At 44.8% G+C, this 18,277-nt stretch carries 14 protein-coding genes; 9 read left to right on the top strand and 5 right to left on the bottom strand.

The genetic code is table 11. The features are described 5' to 3' along the window. Positions 1-159: 159 nt before the first annotated feature. Positions 160-372, bottom strand: coding sequence for a hypothetical protein (locus H8S64_RS21385; RefSeq protein ID WP_186978663.1), 213 nt, complete (start codon positions 370-372; stop codon positions 160-162). A 564-nt stretch (positions 373-936) separates the two neighbouring features. Here H8S64_RS21385 and H8S64_RS21380 point away from each other — a divergent pair. The 4 genes from H8S64_RS21380 (at position 937) to lysA (ending at position 6,218) form a co-directional block, all read left to right on the top strand. Further along, complete coding sequence (locus tag H8S64_RS21380; RefSeq protein WP_099294393.1) at positions 937-2,298, top strand: TrpB-like pyridoxal phosphate-dependent enzyme; 1,362 nt, start codon at positions 937-939, stop codon at positions 2,296-2,298. Between the two features lie 196 nt (positions 2,299-2,494). Then, positions 2,495-3,346 carry a 50S ribosomal protein L11 methyltransferase gene (prmA, locus tag H8S64_RS21375; RefSeq protein WP_099294395.1) on the top strand — a complete coding sequence of 284 codons (852 nt, stop codon included), beginning with the start codon at positions 2,495-2,497 and terminating at the stop codon, positions 3,344-3,346. Positions 3,347-3,650: 304 nt separating this feature from the next. Further along, positions 3,651-4,964, top strand: a complete 1,314-nt coding sequence (locus H8S64_RS21370; RefSeq protein ID WP_186978662.1) for an aspartate kinase — start codon at positions 3,651-3,653, stop codon at positions 4,962-4,964. Between the two features lie 108 nt (positions 4,965-5,072). Further along, positions 5,073-6,218: a diaminopimelate decarboxylase gene (gene lysA / locus H8S64_RS21365; protein WP_186978661.1), complete on the top strand. Its 1,146-nt coding sequence runs from the start codon at positions 5,073-5,075 to the stop codon at positions 6,216-6,218. A gap of 113 nt (positions 6,219-6,331) precedes the next feature. Here the strand turns inward: lysA and H8S64_RS21360 are convergent, their stop codons facing one another. The 4 genes from H8S64_RS21360 to H8S64_RS21345 all read right to left on the bottom strand — a co-directional run bounded on the left by H8S64_RS21360 (position 6,332) and on the right by H8S64_RS21345 (position 11,896). Beyond that, entirely contained in the window at positions 6,332-9,661 is a 3,330-nt protein-coding gene (locus H8S64_RS21360) for a golvesin C-terminal-like domain-containing protein (RefSeq protein ID WP_186978660.1), read from the bottom strand. Between the two features lie 136 nt (positions 9,662-9,797). Beyond that, positions 9,798-10,214 (bottom strand): immunoglobulin domain-containing protein, encoded by a 417-nt coding sequence (locus tag H8S64_RS21355; protein ID WP_099294403.1) that lies wholly within the window; start codon positions 10,212-10,214, stop codon positions 9,798-9,800. 215 nt (positions 10,215-10,429) lie between these two features. Next, on the bottom strand, positions 10,430-11,419 hold the full coding sequence (floA, locus tag H8S64_RS21350; protein WP_099294405.1) for a flotillin-like protein FloA: 990 nt from the start codon (positions 11,417-11,419) through the stop codon (positions 10,430-10,432). A gap of 3 nt (positions 11,420-11,422) precedes the next feature. Next, on the bottom strand, positions 11,423-11,896 hold the full coding sequence (locus H8S64_RS21345; protein ID WP_436231473.1) for an NfeD family protein: 474 nt from the start codon (positions 11,894-11,896) through the stop codon (positions 11,423-11,425). A gap of 486 nt (positions 11,897-12,382) precedes the next feature. Between H8S64_RS21345 and folE the strand changes: the two genes are divergently transcribed. The 5 genes from folE to H8S64_RS21320 all read left to right on the top strand — a co-directional run bounded on the left by folE (position 12,383) and on the right by H8S64_RS21320 (position 18,277). After that, the gene (gene folE / locus H8S64_RS21340) at positions 12,383-13,009 is read left to right on the top strand and encodes a GTP cyclohydrolase I FolE (protein WP_099294409.1); all 627 of its coding nucleotides are present in this window, start codon (positions 12,383-12,385) and stop codon (positions 13,007-13,009) included. Positions 13,010-13,027: 18 nt separating this feature from the next. Continuing rightward, entirely contained in the window at positions 13,028-13,903 is an 876-nt protein-coding gene (fabD, locus tag H8S64_RS21335) for an ACP S-malonyltransferase (RefSeq protein ID WP_186978658.1), read from the top strand. A gap of 203 nt (positions 13,904-14,106) precedes the next feature. Then, positions 14,107-16,167: an HD family phosphohydrolase gene (locus H8S64_RS21330; protein ID WP_255469665.1), complete on the top strand. Its 2,061-nt coding sequence runs from the start codon at positions 14,107-14,109 to the stop codon at positions 16,165-16,167. 18 nt (positions 16,168-16,185) lie between these two features. After that, positions 16,186-17,217, top strand: a complete 1,032-nt coding sequence (locus H8S64_RS21325) for a LacI family DNA-binding transcriptional regulator (RefSeq protein WP_186978656.1) — start codon at positions 16,186-16,188, stop codon at positions 17,215-17,217. A gap of 133 nt (positions 17,218-17,350) precedes the next feature. Beyond that, entirely contained in the window at positions 17,351-18,277 is a 927-nt protein-coding gene (locus H8S64_RS21320) for an ATP-binding cassette domain-containing protein (protein WP_099294417.1), read from the top strand.

Here is an 18,277-nt window from a genome sequence, read left to right as displayed (position 1 = left end):
CGGGGTATTTGAAAAGAAAAAGAATTGTTGTGCGCTGGAACAAAAAAGAGTCTCGATAAAAATACTAACCGAATGGAAATTTTTTATCGAATTTATTTGGAAATAACTTAGAATTCTTTCAGACCTTATGGACGAGAGGGGGTGTTTCGCCCCCCTCCTTTACTTTTTCACTTTCACCGCGGTAGAATCAGGTGCAATACTATCCACCTCCACGACTACCTCCGACTCCTCGATGACAGCGCCTGCCGGTTGCTGGGCTTGATTACCCGATTGTACCTTACTCTTCTGGCTATTCCCGCAAGAAGCCAATGCCAATCCGGCAACAATAGTCACCATGCAAATCCATCCAATTCTTCCAAAAGTTCTCATCATAATTAATTTTAGTTTAGCTAGAATACAATAATAAATACTACGAGCATAATTGACAATATGTTACAAAAATAAGGTGGGTAACCATCACGGCCCCACCTTGACAAATTTAGAATTTTCAAAAATTGTTACGGAAAACATAACAATATCTTACTTGCATCGTTTAAACTAACAAAAGAAATGCCTCCGGCTTCTTATTAAACTAAGATCCCACTCCGAATTTAATAAAACGTGCATAGCACACCGGAGGCAATCTCTTCTGTGCAATACACGTTCATTTATCTTAATTCGAGTGGGATGCTGCAAATGTAAGCAATTAATTCCACATTTTTTACTTTGAATTTGGAAAAAAGAAAATCAATGCCTAGTTTTGCACCGAACAAAGAGAAAGAAAGATTATGATATACAATCAACACATAGCCCTTACTTGGTGGTGGCACCTCTTTAAACTTCATAGTAAACAATGAGGTTATGTGATTGTATTGCATAATTGAAGATATAGAGAGAGCCTATTGTTTACTAGCAATAGGCTCTCTTCTTTTTTATTCACTATTAAAATCAGAAAACATGAAACAGATCAAGAAAATCCTGCTCACGGAGCAAGAAATGCCGACAACATGGTATAACATCGCGGCCGACATGCCGAACAAGCCTCTCCCCCCGCTTCACCCGGGCACGAAACAACCGTTGAAGCCGGAAGACCTTTACCCGCTGTTTGCCGAAGAACTGGCAAAACAAGAATTTTCCACGGAACGGTATATCGAGATCCCCGACGAAGTACAAGACTTGTACAAAATCTGGAGATCAACCCCTCTCGTGCGGGCTTACGCGTTGGAAAAAGCTCTCGACACCCCGGCAAAAATCTATTTCAAAAACGAGGGAACGAGTCCTGCCGGTTCACACAAACCGAACACGGCAATCGCTCAAGCCTATTACAATTATAAACAGGGAATCAAACGAATCACCACGGAAACCGGTGGCGGACAATGGGGTACGGCACTCAGTTTTGCCTGCCAGCATTTCGGTCTGGATCTGAAAGTCTTCATGGTCAAGGTCAGCTACAACCAGAAACCCTACCGCAAACTCATGATGAACACGTGGGGTTCCGACGTGATCCCCTCCCCGAGCGAACTGACGGCAGCCGGAAGAAAGATATTGAGTGAATTTCCTGATTCCCCCGGCAGCTTGGGAATAGCCATTTCCGAAGCCGTTGAATTAGCCGCGCAAGACCCGCTGACGAATTACTCCCTCGGAAGCGTGTTGAACCACGTGTTGTTACACCAGACAATCATCGGAGAGGAAGCACTGTTACAAATGGAGAAAGCGGGAGATGAACCGGATATCGTGATCGGTTGCTTTGGCGGCGGTTCTAACTTCGCCGGAATCAGTTTCCCCTTTATCCGTCGCAACTTGAAAGAAGGTAAACACACCCGGGTTATCGCCGTGGAACCTCAATCCTGCCCGAAACTCACTCGCGGAAAATTCCAGTATGACTTCGGCGACACCGTCGGTCTCACGCCATTACTCCCCATGTACACGCTGGGACACGACTTCCAACCGGCAAGTATTCACGCGGGTGGCCTGCGTTATCACGGCGCGGGAGTTCTGGTCAGTCAATTATTGAAAGATCAACTCATGGAAGCCGTCGCGATACCCCAACTGGAAACATTCGAGGCAGGAATCCTGTTCGCTAAAACCGAAGGCATCATTCCCGCACCGGAATCCACCCATGCCATCGCCCAAGCTATTCGCGAAGCAAAAATCGCCAAGGAAGAAGGGAAAGCTAAAACAATCCTTTTCAACCTATCCGGACACGGAATGATCGATTTATTCGCTTACGAGCAATACCTTGGAGGTAACTTGCAAAATTTCGAACTTTCAGATCAGGAGATCGCTCAATCGTTGAATAAACTGGAGAAACTCATGTGAAGAGCAAATAAGTCCGTAAAGCCTATAAGGTCCATAAGGTCAAAAGTCCATTGCCCCCACGGGGCGTTTTGTTCACGATAGCAGAGCTGTCGGTGAAATCATCCGGAGGGCACCATGACTTTGCAACCTTATAGACTTTATGAACCTTACGGACTTTTGACTATTTTTTGCTACATTTGCAAAAAAATCAGATAGCATGTTTTATACAGAACTTACTTTCCATATCACTCCCCACGTGGAGGACATTGCCGATGCACTCATCGCCGAATTAGGCAACCTCGGTTACGACAGTTTCTCGTACACGGACGACGGTTTCAAAGCCTACATCCCATCAAAAGATTTCAAGCCGGAACAAGTTGAAGAAATGGAAATCCTCTCTTTCTTCCGCTCTCTGTACACCATTACATGGGAGAAAGCCGAAATCGAGAACCAAGACTGGAACAAAATATGGGAAGAAAACTTCACCCCCATACTCGTTCAAGATCGTATTCTGGTGCGGGCGGGTTTCCACCCCTCGATTGATAACATCGAACACGAAATCATCATCGACCCGAAAATGAGTTTCGGTACCGGACACCACGCCACCACGGCACTGATGCTGGAAAACATACTTGACATGAAACCCGAATTCAAGGGGAAAAAAGTACTCGACATGGGGTGCGGCACGGGAATCCTGTCTATTATGGCGGCACAAGCCGGGGCGACCACCCTCACCGGAATCGACATCGACGAGTGGGCTTATAACAATGCCATGGAGAACATCGCCACCAACAACGTGCAAAACATCCGTGTACTGATCGGTGACGCCGCTCTATTGGACGGCAAAGAACGTTACGACATCATCCTTGCCAACATCAACCGCAACATCCTGCTCAACGACATGCACGCCTACGTGAATGTATTGAACCCGAACGGTTACCTCATCATGAGCGGATTCTACACGGAAGATATCCCCATGATCCGGGACAAAGCTGAAAGTCTGGGACTCAAATATCAATCCCACAAGATAAAAGACAACTGGACGGCTGTTATCTTCCATAACCTGTAACTCTGCAACGTGGCAAAACCACTTGAGGATACGGCGTTAAAAAAATGAATGCCGTTTCCCCAATCGTTAATATTTTAACAAGGTCTTGTTTTTTCAAATTCTATATGCAATATTTGCATCGTGAAAACACAAAAGTAGTATGATGACTCAAAATACAAACAAATATAAACATATGATGATGTGCATGCAAAGACTCTTTGCAGGCTAACGTACTGTTGTGAAAAAAACTGACGAAGAAGCCTGTGTGATTACACGGGCTTTTTTCATGCGAAAAAATGAACGGATAAAACAAAAATAAAACATTATGAATGTACTGAAATTTGGAGGCACCTCTGTCGGTAGCGCTCCGCGAATCAAAGAAGTGGCACAACTCATCTCGGACGAGCAACCCAAAATCGTGGTACTCTCCGCCATGTCGGGAACCACCAACACGCTGGTTGACATCACGAACAACCTCTACCGGAACGATCGTCAGGAAGCCCTGACAGCGATACAGAATCTGGAACTCGATTACCTGATGACCATTAGCGAACTCTACGACACGGAAGATTACAAGCACAAGGGACAGGAATTCGTGCAAACCATCTTCACCTATCTCCGTTCCTTTATTAATAAAGACTTTTATCCCCTGCAAGAGAAAGCCGTCGTGGCACAGGGAGAAATCATCTCCACCACCCTCATGCACTACTACCTGCAAGAACAAGGCATCCCCTCGACATTACTCTCCGCCCTCGACTTCATGCGTATCGACAAGGATTGCGAGCCGGATTATTTCTACATCGAACAAAACTTGAAACGCCTGCTTTCCAACCCGACCACCGAACGCGTCATCATCACCCAAGGATTCATCTGTCGTAACGCCTACGGGGAAATCGATAATTTAAAAAGAGGAGGCAGTGACTACTCCGCCGCCTTGATCGGGGCTGCCGTCAATGCCGGCGAGATACAGATATGGACAGACATCGACGGTGTACACAACAACGATCCCCGTTACGTGAAAAACACCCAACCACTCCGGAGCCTCTCTTTCGACGAAGCGGCGGAATTGGCGTACTTCGGGGCAAAAATCCTGCACCCTTCAAGTATACAACCGGCAAAAAGGGCAAACATCCCCGTCCGCATGAAAAACACAATGAACCCCGGTGACGAGGGAACCCTGATCACCAAAGAAAGTCCGGTACGAAACTTCAAGGCTGTCGCCGCCAAAGACGGGATTACCGCTATCAAGGTAAAATCCAGCAACATGCTTCTGGCATACGGCTTCGTTCGCAAAGTATTCGAGATATTCGAGTCATGGAAAACACCGATTGACATGATAGCTACCTCCGAAGTAGCCATCTCGCTAACCATCGACAATACCTGCCATCTGGAAGATATCAAAAAAGATTTGACCAAATACGGGACAATCGAGGTAGAAGAAAACCTGTCCATCATCTGCATCGTCGGTGACTGCTCCATCAACAACAACGGCCTCGCCGCCCAAGCCCTCACCGCTCTGCAAGACATCCCGTTACACATGATCTCCTACGGGGCAAGCGAACACAGCATCTCCCTGCTCGTTAAACAGGAAGACAAACAACGTGCCTTACAAGACCTTAGCGAGAGATTATTTAATTGAGTTCATAAAGTTTATAAAGTTCGTAAGGTTCATAAAGTATAATATATGACAACAAAATAAACCTTATAAACCTTATAAACTTTACAAACCTTATAAACCTAATTGAAAATGAATATAGAAACCGTCAAAACATTTCAATCTTTAAAAACACCATTTTATTATTACGACACCGCACTTTTGCGGGCAACCCTCCAATCCGCGACACAAGAGGCCAACCGCCACGGTTTCCATTTACACTATGCCGTGAAAGCCAATGCCAACCCTAGAATACTTGAAATCATCCAAGATTATGGAATAGGAGCCGATTGTGTCAGCGGCAACGAAGTTGCCCGAGCCGTCGAATACGGCTTCCATCCCGACCGGATCGTGTATGCCGGAGTAGGCAAAAGTGATGACGAAATCCGACTCGCGCTGGGAAAAGACATATTCTGCTTTAACTGCGAATCACTGCCGGAAATAGAGGTAATCAACACGCTCGCCGGGGAACTCGGTAAAAAAGCATCTATCGCCCTTCGCGTCAACCCGAACGTGGACGCCCACACGCACCATTACATCACCACGGGAATAGAAGAAAACAAATTCGGCTTCTACCTTTATGACTTGGAGCACGCCATCGCCGTCTGCCGGGAATTGGAAAACATCCGTCTTATCGGGTTACATTTCCACATCGGTTCCCAAATCACCGACCTCACCGTGTTCCGAGGACTTTGCCTGCGGGTAAACGAAATACAGGCTCGTCTGAAAGAACAGGGTATTATCCTCCCCCACGTCAATTTCGGAGGCGGCTTGGGTATCAATTACGACTGCCCCTCCTGCGGGTTAATCCCGGACTTCGCTTCTTATTTCCAGACATTCGCCGATTTCTTCGAAGCCCAACCCGGACAGCAACTGCATTTCGAGTTGGGACGCTCTCTCGTGGGACAATGCGGCTCACTCGTTTCCCGCGTACTCTACGTGAAAGAAGGCAAGCACAAAAAATTCGTGATACTCGACGCCGGAATGAACGACCTCCTGCGTCCCGCCCTTTACCAAGCATTCCACCGCATCGAAAACCTCACCTCCATACAACCGTACGAAAAATACGATATCGTGGGCCCGATATGCGAATCCTCCGACTGCTTCGGCAAAGACCGGGAACTCCCTGCCACCCGACGAGGCGACCTCATCGCCATCCGCTCCTGCGGAGCCTACGGCGAAGTCATGGCCTCCCGGTACAACTTACGGGATTTACCCGGCTCTTTCTTTCCGGAATAAACCAAGCAAAAAGGATATTGTTGAAAAGACACAAATTAAACTACCGAGAATTTCTCGGTAGTTACTGCCACTAGAAAAATATCACATACCCGATTTCGACAAATTCAATACATTCAATCCTGACTAACCCATTTCACGGCATCAGCAACGATCTCTTGCGGGTATTTATATGCACCTTTATCATTCTTTCTATCCTTGTCACTTAGGGTCACTTTCACCTTTTTAGTAAAATCAAATACCCCTAAAGATATCCAACCCACCTCATCCGCATTTACAAAAGCAACAACTTCATGCTCGCCTTTCTCGTCGGAAAGGACATAATGGAATTCTTGTTTCGGATCTTTCCTTATATCATTAGGCTTCGTGTGATAAAAAAACACTTCATATTTACCTTCCTGAGGTAACACGGTACTCCACTCCACTTTTTGTTCTCCGGAACCGGCTCTTTTACCGTATGCACTTCGTATTGGATTACCATAAAAATGTTCATTCATAGAAGGCAACCATTTCTCACGTTGTGAAAATCGTTTGTAATATTTTTTACGGTTTTCTTCATCTCCCCGAAATAAAGATAAAATATTAAATCCCTTTGCTTGCACTACTCTGAAGCCAGCATCTTCATTATCAATAACAATCTCATTCTTACTCGGGAAAAAGGCAGACGAATCTATTCTGAAAACACCTGCTACAGTATCCATTGACACATCATTCAAACTCTCCAACTCTAATGATAACATCGCGGGAAGATTTTGAGCCAGAGGCATCCCCACATAAAAAGGAGCATAATAATTATGATAGGCATCCTTACGATTACGAGCCTTGATCTCCCGTCCCTCGTGAGGAGGAATAACCCATCCTTGATAATCACTTGTCACAATAACCCCCGGCACATCACCTCTATTAAAAACCTTAAAGCTATACAACATATCCGGCAGATACGATGTTTTCTTTAATTCTACTGCCCGCACGTCTCGAATCTCAAACAAAGGCAATTTATCGGTATTGTACCAACTCTCCACCAGTGAATCCAACCTAACACCAAAAGACTTATAGAATTGTTGACAAAATTCTTCAAGAGTAGTCTCTTTAAAAAGATGCTCCCCCAAAAATTCGTGATAAAACCGGCGATACTGTATCTCATTTACATGTAACATGATATACATGTATAACTCTTCGCTTTTTTTGCGCATAATATTTTTAAACTCATCCGGCGATAATGACCTGTCAGTTAACGCGGTTCTTAAACTATTCCCGTTCAAGTATTCCACTATCGGATAATCCACTGCCCCATGATAAAATGTATTAAAACCATCACGTGCCATGTAGGCAAAAATATCATTCATAATTGGACATTCACTAGAAAAAATGGAAGTCGTTCTTCCTATAAGTGCAGGTCGTATATTACAATTCCCTTCTCCTAATATCATGTGAATATCCCCTCTCAGACGAATCATCAAATCCTCCTCTTCACCCCGATCGTTGGAACTCTTATGCCGATAACCTTTTATGGTATACAATTTTTCCGGCATAAACACCATTCCTCCCTGCTCTCGCTCTCCTGTCAACTGCGTCAAACTTGGAAAACAACTAAAATTACAAGGAACCTCCACAAGAACGAGCCAACGATATGGATAGTGTTGCCTGGGATCAAAAGGCCTTCTAGCGTAGACTATATCGAGTATTTCCGAATACTCCCGCGTGCCATCATCCATTTCATTCACAACTGCCCATTCTTCTTTTGTTAAATTCTCGGGATATGCTATACATTCATGCTCTAATTCCTTTTTTATTGTTAACAATCTCTTCGCCAGAGTATCTTTCGGTACATTGTACCCATCCAAAAGATAGTCGTGATCAGGAAGAAAGTACAAGGTCACGCGAGTGGAATCCACCATAATCTCATGTTCTTCATAATTCCCTATACACAAGCTAACACCCGGAACATCATGCCCGAACCGGAATAATGCTTCTCCCTCGCCCTTCTCGATAATATTTCCTTGCGAAATTGCCGTTAACCGAGGATCATGTTCAACCTTTAACGAGTATCGGGTAAAGCTTATATTTCTGCTGCCGGATAAATGATACGGCGGCACGCACACGGGATACCATATACACTCCGGCGTGAGCAACTTGTACTCTTTCCCGCAAAAAGCCGGCGTGTTTCCAAAATAATATATACCAAGAGCGTTCACGCCGGGTGAATTATATTCTTCGGGAGCTACATCCAGGAAACATATCTCGTTTTCAATATTCCCCTCGTAATGAATCGAAACATCATAAGTTTCCGAGGGGAACAACTCTTTATTTGACACGAGTATCTGGTGCTCTCTCCGAAAAACAACCGATTCCCCGTTGACTTCAAATGAAGTAATTTTTAAGCCCGGGTTCAAGTACATGATCAAGGGTATACTGTCTGAAGAGCCGTTCATGATCTTCATCCGGCTATTCACCGAAATACCGCCATTCTCTAGCTCCTTCAGGTGCAAATCTTGCCGGATAATCTTTGCTCCGGGATATTGGTCATAATCATCGTACACCCGCTTATAAGTTTCCCGACAATCACTGACCGTCACGTGTCGAAGATGATAAACGAACACCAATCCTCCGGCAAACACGAATAAAACGCAGGCAATACCAAGACACTTACGAAACACAAGCACATGATTCGGGATTCTCGCGTAAGGAATAATCGATAAAACCAAGAACCCTGCGCCAATCAAAAAAACACTTCCCCTTTGTAACAAATAGTTCCCGAGATTCACGTGTCCCGTGAAATCCGAAAACATATTTGGTATATATCGGGCGCAAGGATCGAATGCACCATTCCAAAAACCGGCTCCAAAGAAAGTCACACCACCGAAAAACAAGAGCAATACAAGAATAATTATACCCCGATTACGAACAAGCCGCATCACGAAACAAGAAATCCCAAGAAAATAAACCGATACGGGAAGTGTTAGCGTGAGCCAATAAAAAAAATAATTGGACAAATCGAAAGAATTGGAATACAAGACTAAATTTATAAGGATTGACGTTGCAAAAGAAATCCAATTCAATATCGTTACCGTCAACAACTTTCCCAAAAAATTCCCGAACACTATTTCGCTATTCCCTTGTGGACGAGCGGACAACGCACTCTTCGCTCCCTCTTCAAGCACCACCGAATCACCAGCAGCAAAACACGCTATTAGAAGTAACTGAATAATATTAAAATAATAGGCACTTTTAAAAGCAATGGATGAAGATAGAGCCTGTGAAGTCCAATCCATATAAAACTGGAACAAATTATTTATCGAGACCGTACCACCTTCTCTTGACAAAAAAGTATACTGATAAACAACAAGTCCTACGATTGCCAAAACGACAAACACTTGGAACAGAATACTCCTTCGCACACGTTTAAACTCGTACAGAGCCTCAATAACAATATTGTTCTTATCCATTATATCTAATTTACCCCAATCTAAAAATGGCAAAAAACAGTTTTAAACATCAAAAAGGATTGCCTCAAATATAGTATAAAACAACCCTCTTCGAATACTCTCGTTGAGAGCAGAACTAACCTCATAGAATATCATACTATTCGGTTATTTCCACCACGTAGGTCACCGATACACTCCCAAGGGGATTTGTCAAAACTATAGTATATTTACCTGAATCCTCTAATTCTACTTCCTCTATTTCAACAACCACTTCGCCTGCACCAAAAGCGCCCGTATGCCTGATACGATATATCAAAGAATTTACAATTTGTATACCATCCTTATAAACCTCACAAGTGGGCATTGGATACCCCGAATATTTAACACCAAATCTTATATTTTGACCAACTTTACCTGTAACCTTACCCGAATGAGAATAATCATACATCCTAGGTGCAAAAGGAATAATTTCTACCTCTTTTGCATTTTTTTGAATGCTTGGTGCTTTTACTTCTTCGCTATAAAATCCCGTAAGGAACACAAACGCCAACATTAATAATAATAATCTTTTCATAATTTGAAATATTTAAGTTAGTATATTTACAAATATAAGAAATTAAATTGCTAATCATGGCGTTTTTACTAAAAATTTATTTAATAATTGTCGCAGAGACCATTTTTTGAAACGACATTGTTAAATGTGATTGTTAATGAAACTCATAAAAAAATGCACAACCTGAATTTGATTGTGCATTCATAATCACGTAGAAACTTTCCAGATTATTCCGTCTACTTCTGCGTATTCTTCTTATCGTTCGGCTTAGCGATCGACTCCCGCATACTCGTGTCCGCCTCGATATTCTTCATTTTATAGTAATCCATGATACCGAGATTACCGTTACGGAAAGCTTCTGCCATAGCGCGCGGCACTTCGGCTTCCGCCTCGATCACCCGAGCGCGCATCTCTTGTGCCAGAGCCTTCATCTCGTGTTCGGTGGCAACTGCCATGGCGCGACGTTCCTCTGCCTTCGCTTGGGCAATCTTCAAATCTGCCTCTGCTTGGTCTGTCTGCAACTCGGCACCGATATTCTTACCGATGTCGATATCGGCGATATCAATAGACAAGATTTCAAAAGCGGTACCGGAATCCAATCCCTTGCTCAACACCACTTTCGATATAGAATCCGGGTTCTCCAATACTTCCTTGTGCGAACCGGCAGAACCGATAGACGACACGATACCCTCGCCGACACGTGCCAGAATAGTTTCTTCCCCGGCACCACCGACCAATTGACGGATATTAGCCCGCACGGTAACTCTCGCTTTGGCGATCAACTGGATACCATCCTTTGCCACCGCGGCAACGGGAGGAGTATTAATCACCTTCGGGTTTACACTCATCTGAACGGCCTCGAACACGTCACGCCCTGCCAAATCTACCGCCGTGGCAATCTGGAATGTCAAATCGATATTCGCCTTGGACGCCGACACCAAAGCGTGTACCACTTGAGCCACGTGCCCACCTGCCAGATAATGTGCTTCTAGAAGATCGCGGTAAAGTTCCAATCCGGCTTTCTTGCCCTCGATCATGGCACGCACGATGATAGTAGGCGGCACTTTTCTCCAACGCATCAACACCAGTTGCAACAATGACACCTTTACATCGGACACCAACGCCTGAAACCACAACCCGATCGGAATGAAGTAGAGAATCATCCAAAGCAAGAACAATCCACCCGCGATGACCGCTACCAGAAAAAACAAACTGCTATTATCCATCCTTTATTCTGTTTTTAGTTTAACAATTATCTTATTTTTATACACCTTCAATACCACAACATCCCGGTTTTCATCTACAAAACCCGAACGGGATTCCGCTTCTACCACGCTGTCACCAACCCGCACTTTGCCCATGGGAGCCAAACGCCCTTGGGTAATCCCGACATCCCCTTCCCGTATCGTTTCATCGACACCTTCCACGGTACTGTCAATCTGCGTGTTCAATTGCATTCGCCGCCATGTCTTCGCCCGAAGCGCGTACCACGTCACCCCGAACCCGCAAACAGCCGTCCCGAGCAACGTGAAATGCCCCACGGTAGTACCCATAGTAGAATAAGCCAGCCAAATAGCCCCGGCAATACAAGCAAAACCAAGAATCCCGGCAACATTCACCCCCGGAAATACTAGAAATTCAAGAATCAACAGGACAAAGCCTATCGCGACGAGCATGAATAACACAAACCACTCCATATTCAATGTTTTTAATCTGCTAAAGATAGTTTATTTTTAATATATGACAAAAATCTACTTCATTTTTATATCGACTTCAAGTAAATACACGAATACCCCCACTTACCCTATCCCAAAACAAGGAATAAACTATACCGATAAACGGGTTTTAGGCGAGTTTTGAGTGGGTAATAGGCGACATCGCCTACTGTTCGCCTACACTTCGCCCACTCATAGCCTACGTTTTAATAAGAAATATGCTTTTTTAACGTGTGCGCAAAACACGCTTCCCGTTACCTTTCCCTACCAAATCTCTCCCAAACTTCATGCATCGCGAGAGGTTAACCCTCGTGTAACGGCCATGTATCCCACTCGCAGCGGAACAGCATTCCCTCCCCATTTCTTGTCATTTTTCATCCTCGATTTTCAATTCTCGATTATTATATTTTACTTTGCATCGAATTTTCCATCACTGACACGAGTGATGAATCAAGCACCTAAAAGAGAGTTTGAATGAAATACACGGAATTGGATGACGAAGAAGAATTTTACCGCAAGGTAGAATATTACAATAAAACAAAAACGGAACAATTAAGTTACCATTATAAAGAAATACTGAAACTGCTGGGTGAGGATGCAGACAGGGAAGGATTGATAAAAACCCCGTACCGTGTAGCGAAAGCCATGCAATTCATGACAAGGGGATATCATGAAAACCCGGAAGAAATCCTGCGTTCCGCCCTCTTCAAAGAAGACTACCGCCAAATGGTGATCGTGAAAGACATCGAGATATATTCCCTTTGCGAACATCACATGCTGCCCTTCATCGGGCGGGCGCACGTGGCGTATATCCCGAACGGGTACATCACGGGACTAAGTAAAATAGCACGGGTAGTGGAAGCCTTCTCCAGAAGATTACAGGTACAGGAAAGACTGACGAACGACATAAAAAATTGTATTCAAAATACCCTCAATCCCTTGGGCGTTGCCGTGGTGATCGAGGCGCAGCACATGTGTATGATGATGCGGGGTGTACAAAAACAAAACTCGGTAACAACAACCTCCGACTTTAGCGGCGCGTTCGAGAAACTTGCCACGCGGGAGGAGTTTATCCGATTAATTAGTAACAAATTTCATTAGGAAATAAACAAAACGAGTATGAAAAAAGCATTTGTTTTTCCGGGCCAAGGCGCTCAATTCGTGGGAATGGGTAAAGACTTGTATGAAAACTCTCCCGAGGCGAAAGAATTATTCGAGAAAGCGAACGAAATACTGGGATTCCGCATCACGGATCTGATGTTCAACGGAACTGACGAAGACCTGAAACAAACCAAAGTAACCCAGCCGGCAATATTTCTTCACTCCGTGATACTGGCCAAATCGTTGACCGAGAAACCGGACATGGTTGCAGGTCACTCGCTGGGAGAATTTTCCGCGCTTGTGGCTAACGGCGCCCTCTCGTTTGAAGACGGATTACGTCTGGTACACGCCCGGGCACTTGCCATGCAAAAGGCATGCGAGGCACGCCCGTCAACAATGGCGGCAATCCTAGGTTTGCCGGATGAAACCGTGGAAAAAGCACTAGAGGAAATTGATGACGTGGTGGTACCCGCCAATTACAACAGCCCGGGACAAATCGTGATCTCCGGAACCATAGAAGGCGTCACCGCAGCTTGCGAGAAATTGAAAGCGGCAGGAGCAAAACGGGCTCTCCCGTTGAAAGTAGGCGGCGCATTCCACTCCCCATTGATGGAGCCTGCCCGTCAAGAATTGGCGGACGCGATTAAAAACACGCACTTCTCCAAACCGATCTGCCCGGTTTACCAGAACGTAAATGCAAAACCCGTGTCGGATCCGGAAGAAATCAAACAAAACTTGATAGACCAATTGACAGCATCTGTGCGTTGGACTCAAACCGTGCAAAATATGCTGGCTGACGGAGCTTCCTCCTTCCTTGAAATCGGTCCCGGATCAGTTCTCCAAGGCTTGATCAAGAAAGTTAGCACCGAAGTGGAAACCGCAGGAATGCAATAGGTGTTTGCCGACGGCAAACGTTACAGGTTGCAGGTTGAGCCTTTGGCTCTGCAAGTTACAGGTTAAAAAGAACTCTTTCAAAAACTTGTAACTTGCAGAGCCGAAGGCTCAACTTGTAACTTGCAACAATTTTAAAGCCTCCCCGTAGGAGGCTTTAAAATTTTATTATATCTTTGAACAAAGATAATTCTATAAAGTCGAACATGCTAAGTAATAAAAATAGAAAACATCGTACGATTCAACACGTGTTCAAAATCAGTACGATCATTATTATCTGCGGTATAATAGTTTTGCTACTTCCCAAGATAGAGGGATTCAAATACTCTTACCAGAAAGGAATGCCGTGGAAATATGAAACGTTAATTGCCCCGATTGATTTCCCCTTGCACAAAAGTTCCGAGGAAATTACAGCCGAAATTGAAAAGATCCGGGAAGAACAACCTCCCATTCTCAATTACACGGAAGCAAGTTCGGATGTACAGATCAACAAATTCGCTGAAAAATTAGGCGAGTACAAAACTTTGTTCAACGGGAACGACATCAACAAGATCGTGACAAAGTTACGAGAGATATACTCTCGCGGAATACTTTTAATGCCGGAAAAGTTCAATACAGACAAAATCAAAAACATTCTGGTCGTTAAGGACGGTATTGCCCAAGAGGAAAAATTCTCCAATGTCTACACGCTGAAACAAGCATACGAAACACTGGTAGAATACGTACAAAGTCTGCATCTCGCGAAAACGACAGAAGAAAAGATCCTCAGCATGGGCTTGAACAACTACATTAACCCGAATCTGGAATACGACCTCACCAAAACAGGACTGGCGGTAGAAACCAGCATGAAAAATATCACGCCGACACAAGGCATGATAAACAAAGGGGATATTATCATCTCCCGAAATGATCTGGTCACCCCCGAAACATACAAGGTACTGGAATCTTTCCGTATAGAACACGAGCAAAGTCTAGGTTCGACAGTCGACCGAATCAGAATCACTGCCGCCCAAACCATCCTGACGCTGATTGCTATACTCAGCTTTTCCATGTTTCTTTACATATCAAGAAAAAGGCTCTTCTACAACACGAAAGACTTCTTTTTCCTGTATAGCATGTTCCTGCTGACCATTGCCGTGGGCAGTATCAGTTATTTCCAGAATATAAATATTCTCGCGATACCCGTGCTGTTCTTCCCGCTCATCGTGAACATACTGTTCGGCACGCGTCCGGCACTTTACCTGCTGTTGGGCACGACCATGCTGATCTCGTACTACGCCCCGAACAACTACATGTATTTCTTCATGCAGATAGCGGCGGGAATCGTGGCCATGTTCAGCCTCTCCCATTTGCAGCGCCGATCACAATTATTCATCGCGCTGGCGTTGATATTCTTGACTTACGTGCTTGTTTACGGGGCTTTCACGCTTATACAGGAAGGTTCATTTGCCCCCAAACACTTGTTTGCCATCCTTCTGTTGCTTATCAACACGGTATTACTAAGTTTGATTTACCCGGCACTCTACCTCGTGGAAAAACTTTTCGGGTACACCTCGGAAATCAGTCTACTGGAATTCTCGAACCCGAACCACCCGGCATTGCGTAACCTCACGAAGAAAGCACCGGGAACCTTTCAACATTCCCTCATGGTTGCCAACCTCGCGGAAGAGGCGATTTACCATATCGGCGGCAGTCCCCTGCTGGCACGTACCGGGGCATTATACCACGACATCGGTAAATCCTACAATCCGATCATGTTCATCGAGAACCAGACCGGTGGGTTGAACCCGCACAGTAATCTGGATTTTGACGAGAGCGCCCAACTTATCATCGCACACGTCACGCAAGGACTTGAACTGGCGAACAAGTACAAACTGCCGGAAGCCATCAAGAACTTTATCCGCACACACCACGGCAAAAGTAAGGTGAAATATTTTTATTACTCGTTCAAGAACAAATACCCGGACAAAGAAATAGACGAAGCGCTATTTACCTATCCCGGTCCCGATCCGGTGAAAAAAGAATGTGCCGTGGTCATGATGGCGGATGCCGTGGAAGCCGCTTCCCGGGCTCTGGAAGTAAAGGACGAGGAAAACTTGACAAATCTTGTAAATAATATTATAGACGGTATGCTTCAAGAAGGTAGATTCGCCAACGCGGACTTGACATTCAGGGACATCTCCACCGTGAAGCGAGTATTCACGGAAATGTTGATCAACGTGTATCACGCCCGTATAGCCTACCCGAAATTAGAAAAAAAGTCGTGACCCAAACATATTAAGTATATGACAACACAGAAGCCTGTAACAATCAAGGACATCGCGGAGAAACTGAAAATATCGGTATCAACGGTTTCCCGTGCCTTGAAAGATAATCATGAAATCAGCGCTAAAACCCGCAAAAAAGTGCAAGACTTGGCCAAGCAACTCGGGTACAAGCCCAATCCCCTTGCCGTCGCGCTGAAAACGCACAAGAGCCACTCGATCGGGGTTATCGTACCCCAGATCGTGAGCACGTTTTACGCTACCGTGGTAAAAACAATCGAGGAAGTGGCTGACGGTCACGGTTACAACGTTTTGGTTATCTCCTCAAACGAAAACTTCGAAAAAGAGAAAAAAAGCGTGGACGTTCTACTGGCAAACCGGGCGGACGGAATCATCATGGCTCTATCGCACGAGACAAAAGAATTTGACCACGTGAAACAAATCCAAGAATCCGGAATCCCCGTGGTATTATTCGACCGCACAACGGGTTCCGTGGAAGGAGTATCGAGAGTCGTGACTGACGGTGTTACCGCTGCCTTCCAAGCGATACAACATCTCGTGTCGGTCGGATGCAAAAAGATCGCCATATTAACCGGACCGGAACAAATAGCCATCGGCGGCAAACGCATGGAAGGTTACCGGAAAGCGCTGGAAGCAAATCATATACCTATAAAGGAAAATTATATCCGTTACTGTTCGGACTTAACCGTTGAATCCGGCAAGCAGGCCACGCTACAATTACTCGAAACGCGGGAAAGACCGGATGCCATATTCGGTATCACGGATGATCTGGCTATCGGTGCGATTGAGGCGATAAAAGAGAAAAAGCTCAATATCCCGCAGGACATTGCCGTGGTAGGGTTCTCCAACACAAAACGCTCCCGGTACATGAACCCCACGGTTAGTTCGATAAATCAATTCCCGGAAAAAATAGGAAAAACCGCGGCTGAATTATTGTTCGAACAAATCACAAACAGCAGACACGCGAGGATAAGAAAAGAGATCGTCAATTGCGAGTTAATCGTGCGTGAATCATCCGACAAACACAAGTAAACGATTGTCGCTAGAAATGTAAAAACTTAACACTATTGATTAAAACCTTGTTAATTACTCGGTTAAAGATTATTAAAGCCGTAAATCATCAATTTGAATGACTATTTTTGTAGAAAACAAATAACAGCTGCCCATGGATGTCATTGTGGATAAATTAACGAAGTCTTTCGAAGGACACAAAGCCGTGGATTCCATCTCTTTTAAAGCCAAAAGAGGGGAAGTTCTTGGGTTATTGGGACCGAACGGAGCCGGGAAAACAACCACGATGAAAATATTGTCAGGCTACCTCTTGCCCGAACGCGGGAATATCAATTTCGGCGATTACTCCATCTGGAAGCAGGCAGGAAAAATCAAAAAGGTCATCGGCTACCTCCCGGAACACAACCCGCTGTACCCGGAAATGAACGTGATCGACTTCCTGTTTTTTATCGGTAAACTTCAAGACATCCCGAAATACAAAATCACGGCACGGGTACTCGATATGATCCGATTGTGCGGACTTGATAACGAGAAACATAAAAAGATTCACGAGCTATCCAAAGGTTATCGGCAACGTGTCGGAATCGCTCAAGCCCTTATTCATGATCCGGAAGTTGTTATTTTGGACGAACCGACTACCGGACTCGACCCGAACCAGATCTTTGCTATCCGCAAAATCATCAAGACCATCGGGGAAGACAAAACGGTGATTCTAAGCTCTCATATTTTATCCGAGATTGAAACGACTTGTGATCAAGTAATGATCATGAGTAATGGCAAGATCGTGGCAAACGGGACGACATCCGAACTCCGTCGGAAATCCGACGCGGGTTACAGTTTCAAACTGGGCATCAAAGGGGACGACATACCGGTCATCCACGATGCTTTATGTACGCTCCCGGAGATATTGCACATGGAGATTACCCAAGAGCAAAACTTCGAGATCCAGTGCAAACCTGACGTGGAAATCGGACGAACCATATTTGACCTCTGCCGGGAACATGATTGGTATATCAGTGAACTCACTCCTGTGCAGACCAGACTGGAAGATATATTTCGAAAAGTCACTCAAAACGAATAA

The organism is Butyricimonas hominis (genome assembly GCF_014287455.1).
In the GTDB taxonomy this organism is placed as follows: domain Bacteria; phylum Bacteroidota; class Bacteroidia; order Bacteroidales; family Marinifilaceae; genus Butyricimonas; species Butyricimonas muris.
The sequence above is the reverse complement of the archived record's forward strand: the minus strand, read 5'-3'. Positions and strand labels throughout refer to the sequence as shown.

Coding starts and splice junctions, on each gene's coding strand:
- H8S64_RS21385 (WP_186978663.1), bottom strand. CDS start 372: ATGATGAGAACTTTTGGAAGAATTGGATGGATTTGCATGGTGACTATT.
- H8S64_RS21380 (WP_099294393.1), top strand. CDS start 937: ATGAAACAGATCAAGAAAATCCTGCTCACGGAGCAAGAAATGCCGACA.
- prmA (WP_099294395.1), top strand. CDS start 2,495: ATGTTTTATACAGAACTTACTTTCCATATCACTCCCCACGTGGAGGAC.
- H8S64_RS21370 (WP_186978662.1), top strand. CDS start 3,651: ATGAATGTACTGAAATTTGGAGGCACCTCTGTCGGTAGCGCTCCGCGA.
- lysA (WP_186978661.1), top strand. CDS start 5,073: ATGAATATAGAAACCGTCAAAACATTTCAATCTTTAAAAACACCATTT.
- H8S64_RS21360 (WP_186978660.1), bottom strand. CDS start 9,661: ATGGATAAGAACAATATTGTTATTGAGGCTCTGTACGAGTTTAAACGT.
- H8S64_RS21355 (WP_099294403.1), bottom strand. CDS start 10,214: ATGAAAAGATTATTATTATTAATGTTGGCGTTTGTGTTCCTTACGGGA.
- floA (WP_099294405.1), bottom strand. CDS start 11,419: ATGGATAATAGCAGTTTGTTTTTTCTGGTAGCGGTCATCGCGGGTGGA.
- folE (WP_099294409.1), top strand. CDS start 12,383: ATGAAATACACGGAATTGGATGACGAAGAAGAATTTTACCGCAAGGTA.
- fabD (WP_186978658.1), top strand. CDS start 13,028: ATGAAAAAAGCATTTGTTTTTCCGGGCCAAGGCGCTCAATTCGTGGGA.
- H8S64_RS21330 (WP_255469665.1), top strand. CDS start 14,107: ATGCTAAGTAATAAAAATAGAAAACATCGTACGATTCAACACGTGTTC.
- H8S64_RS21325 (WP_186978656.1), top strand. CDS start 16,186: ATGACAACACAGAAGCCTGTAACAATCAAGGACATCGCGGAGAAACTG.
- H8S64_RS21320 (WP_099294417.1), top strand. CDS start 17,351: ATGGATGTCATTGTGGATAAATTAACGAAGTCTTTCGAAGGACACAAA.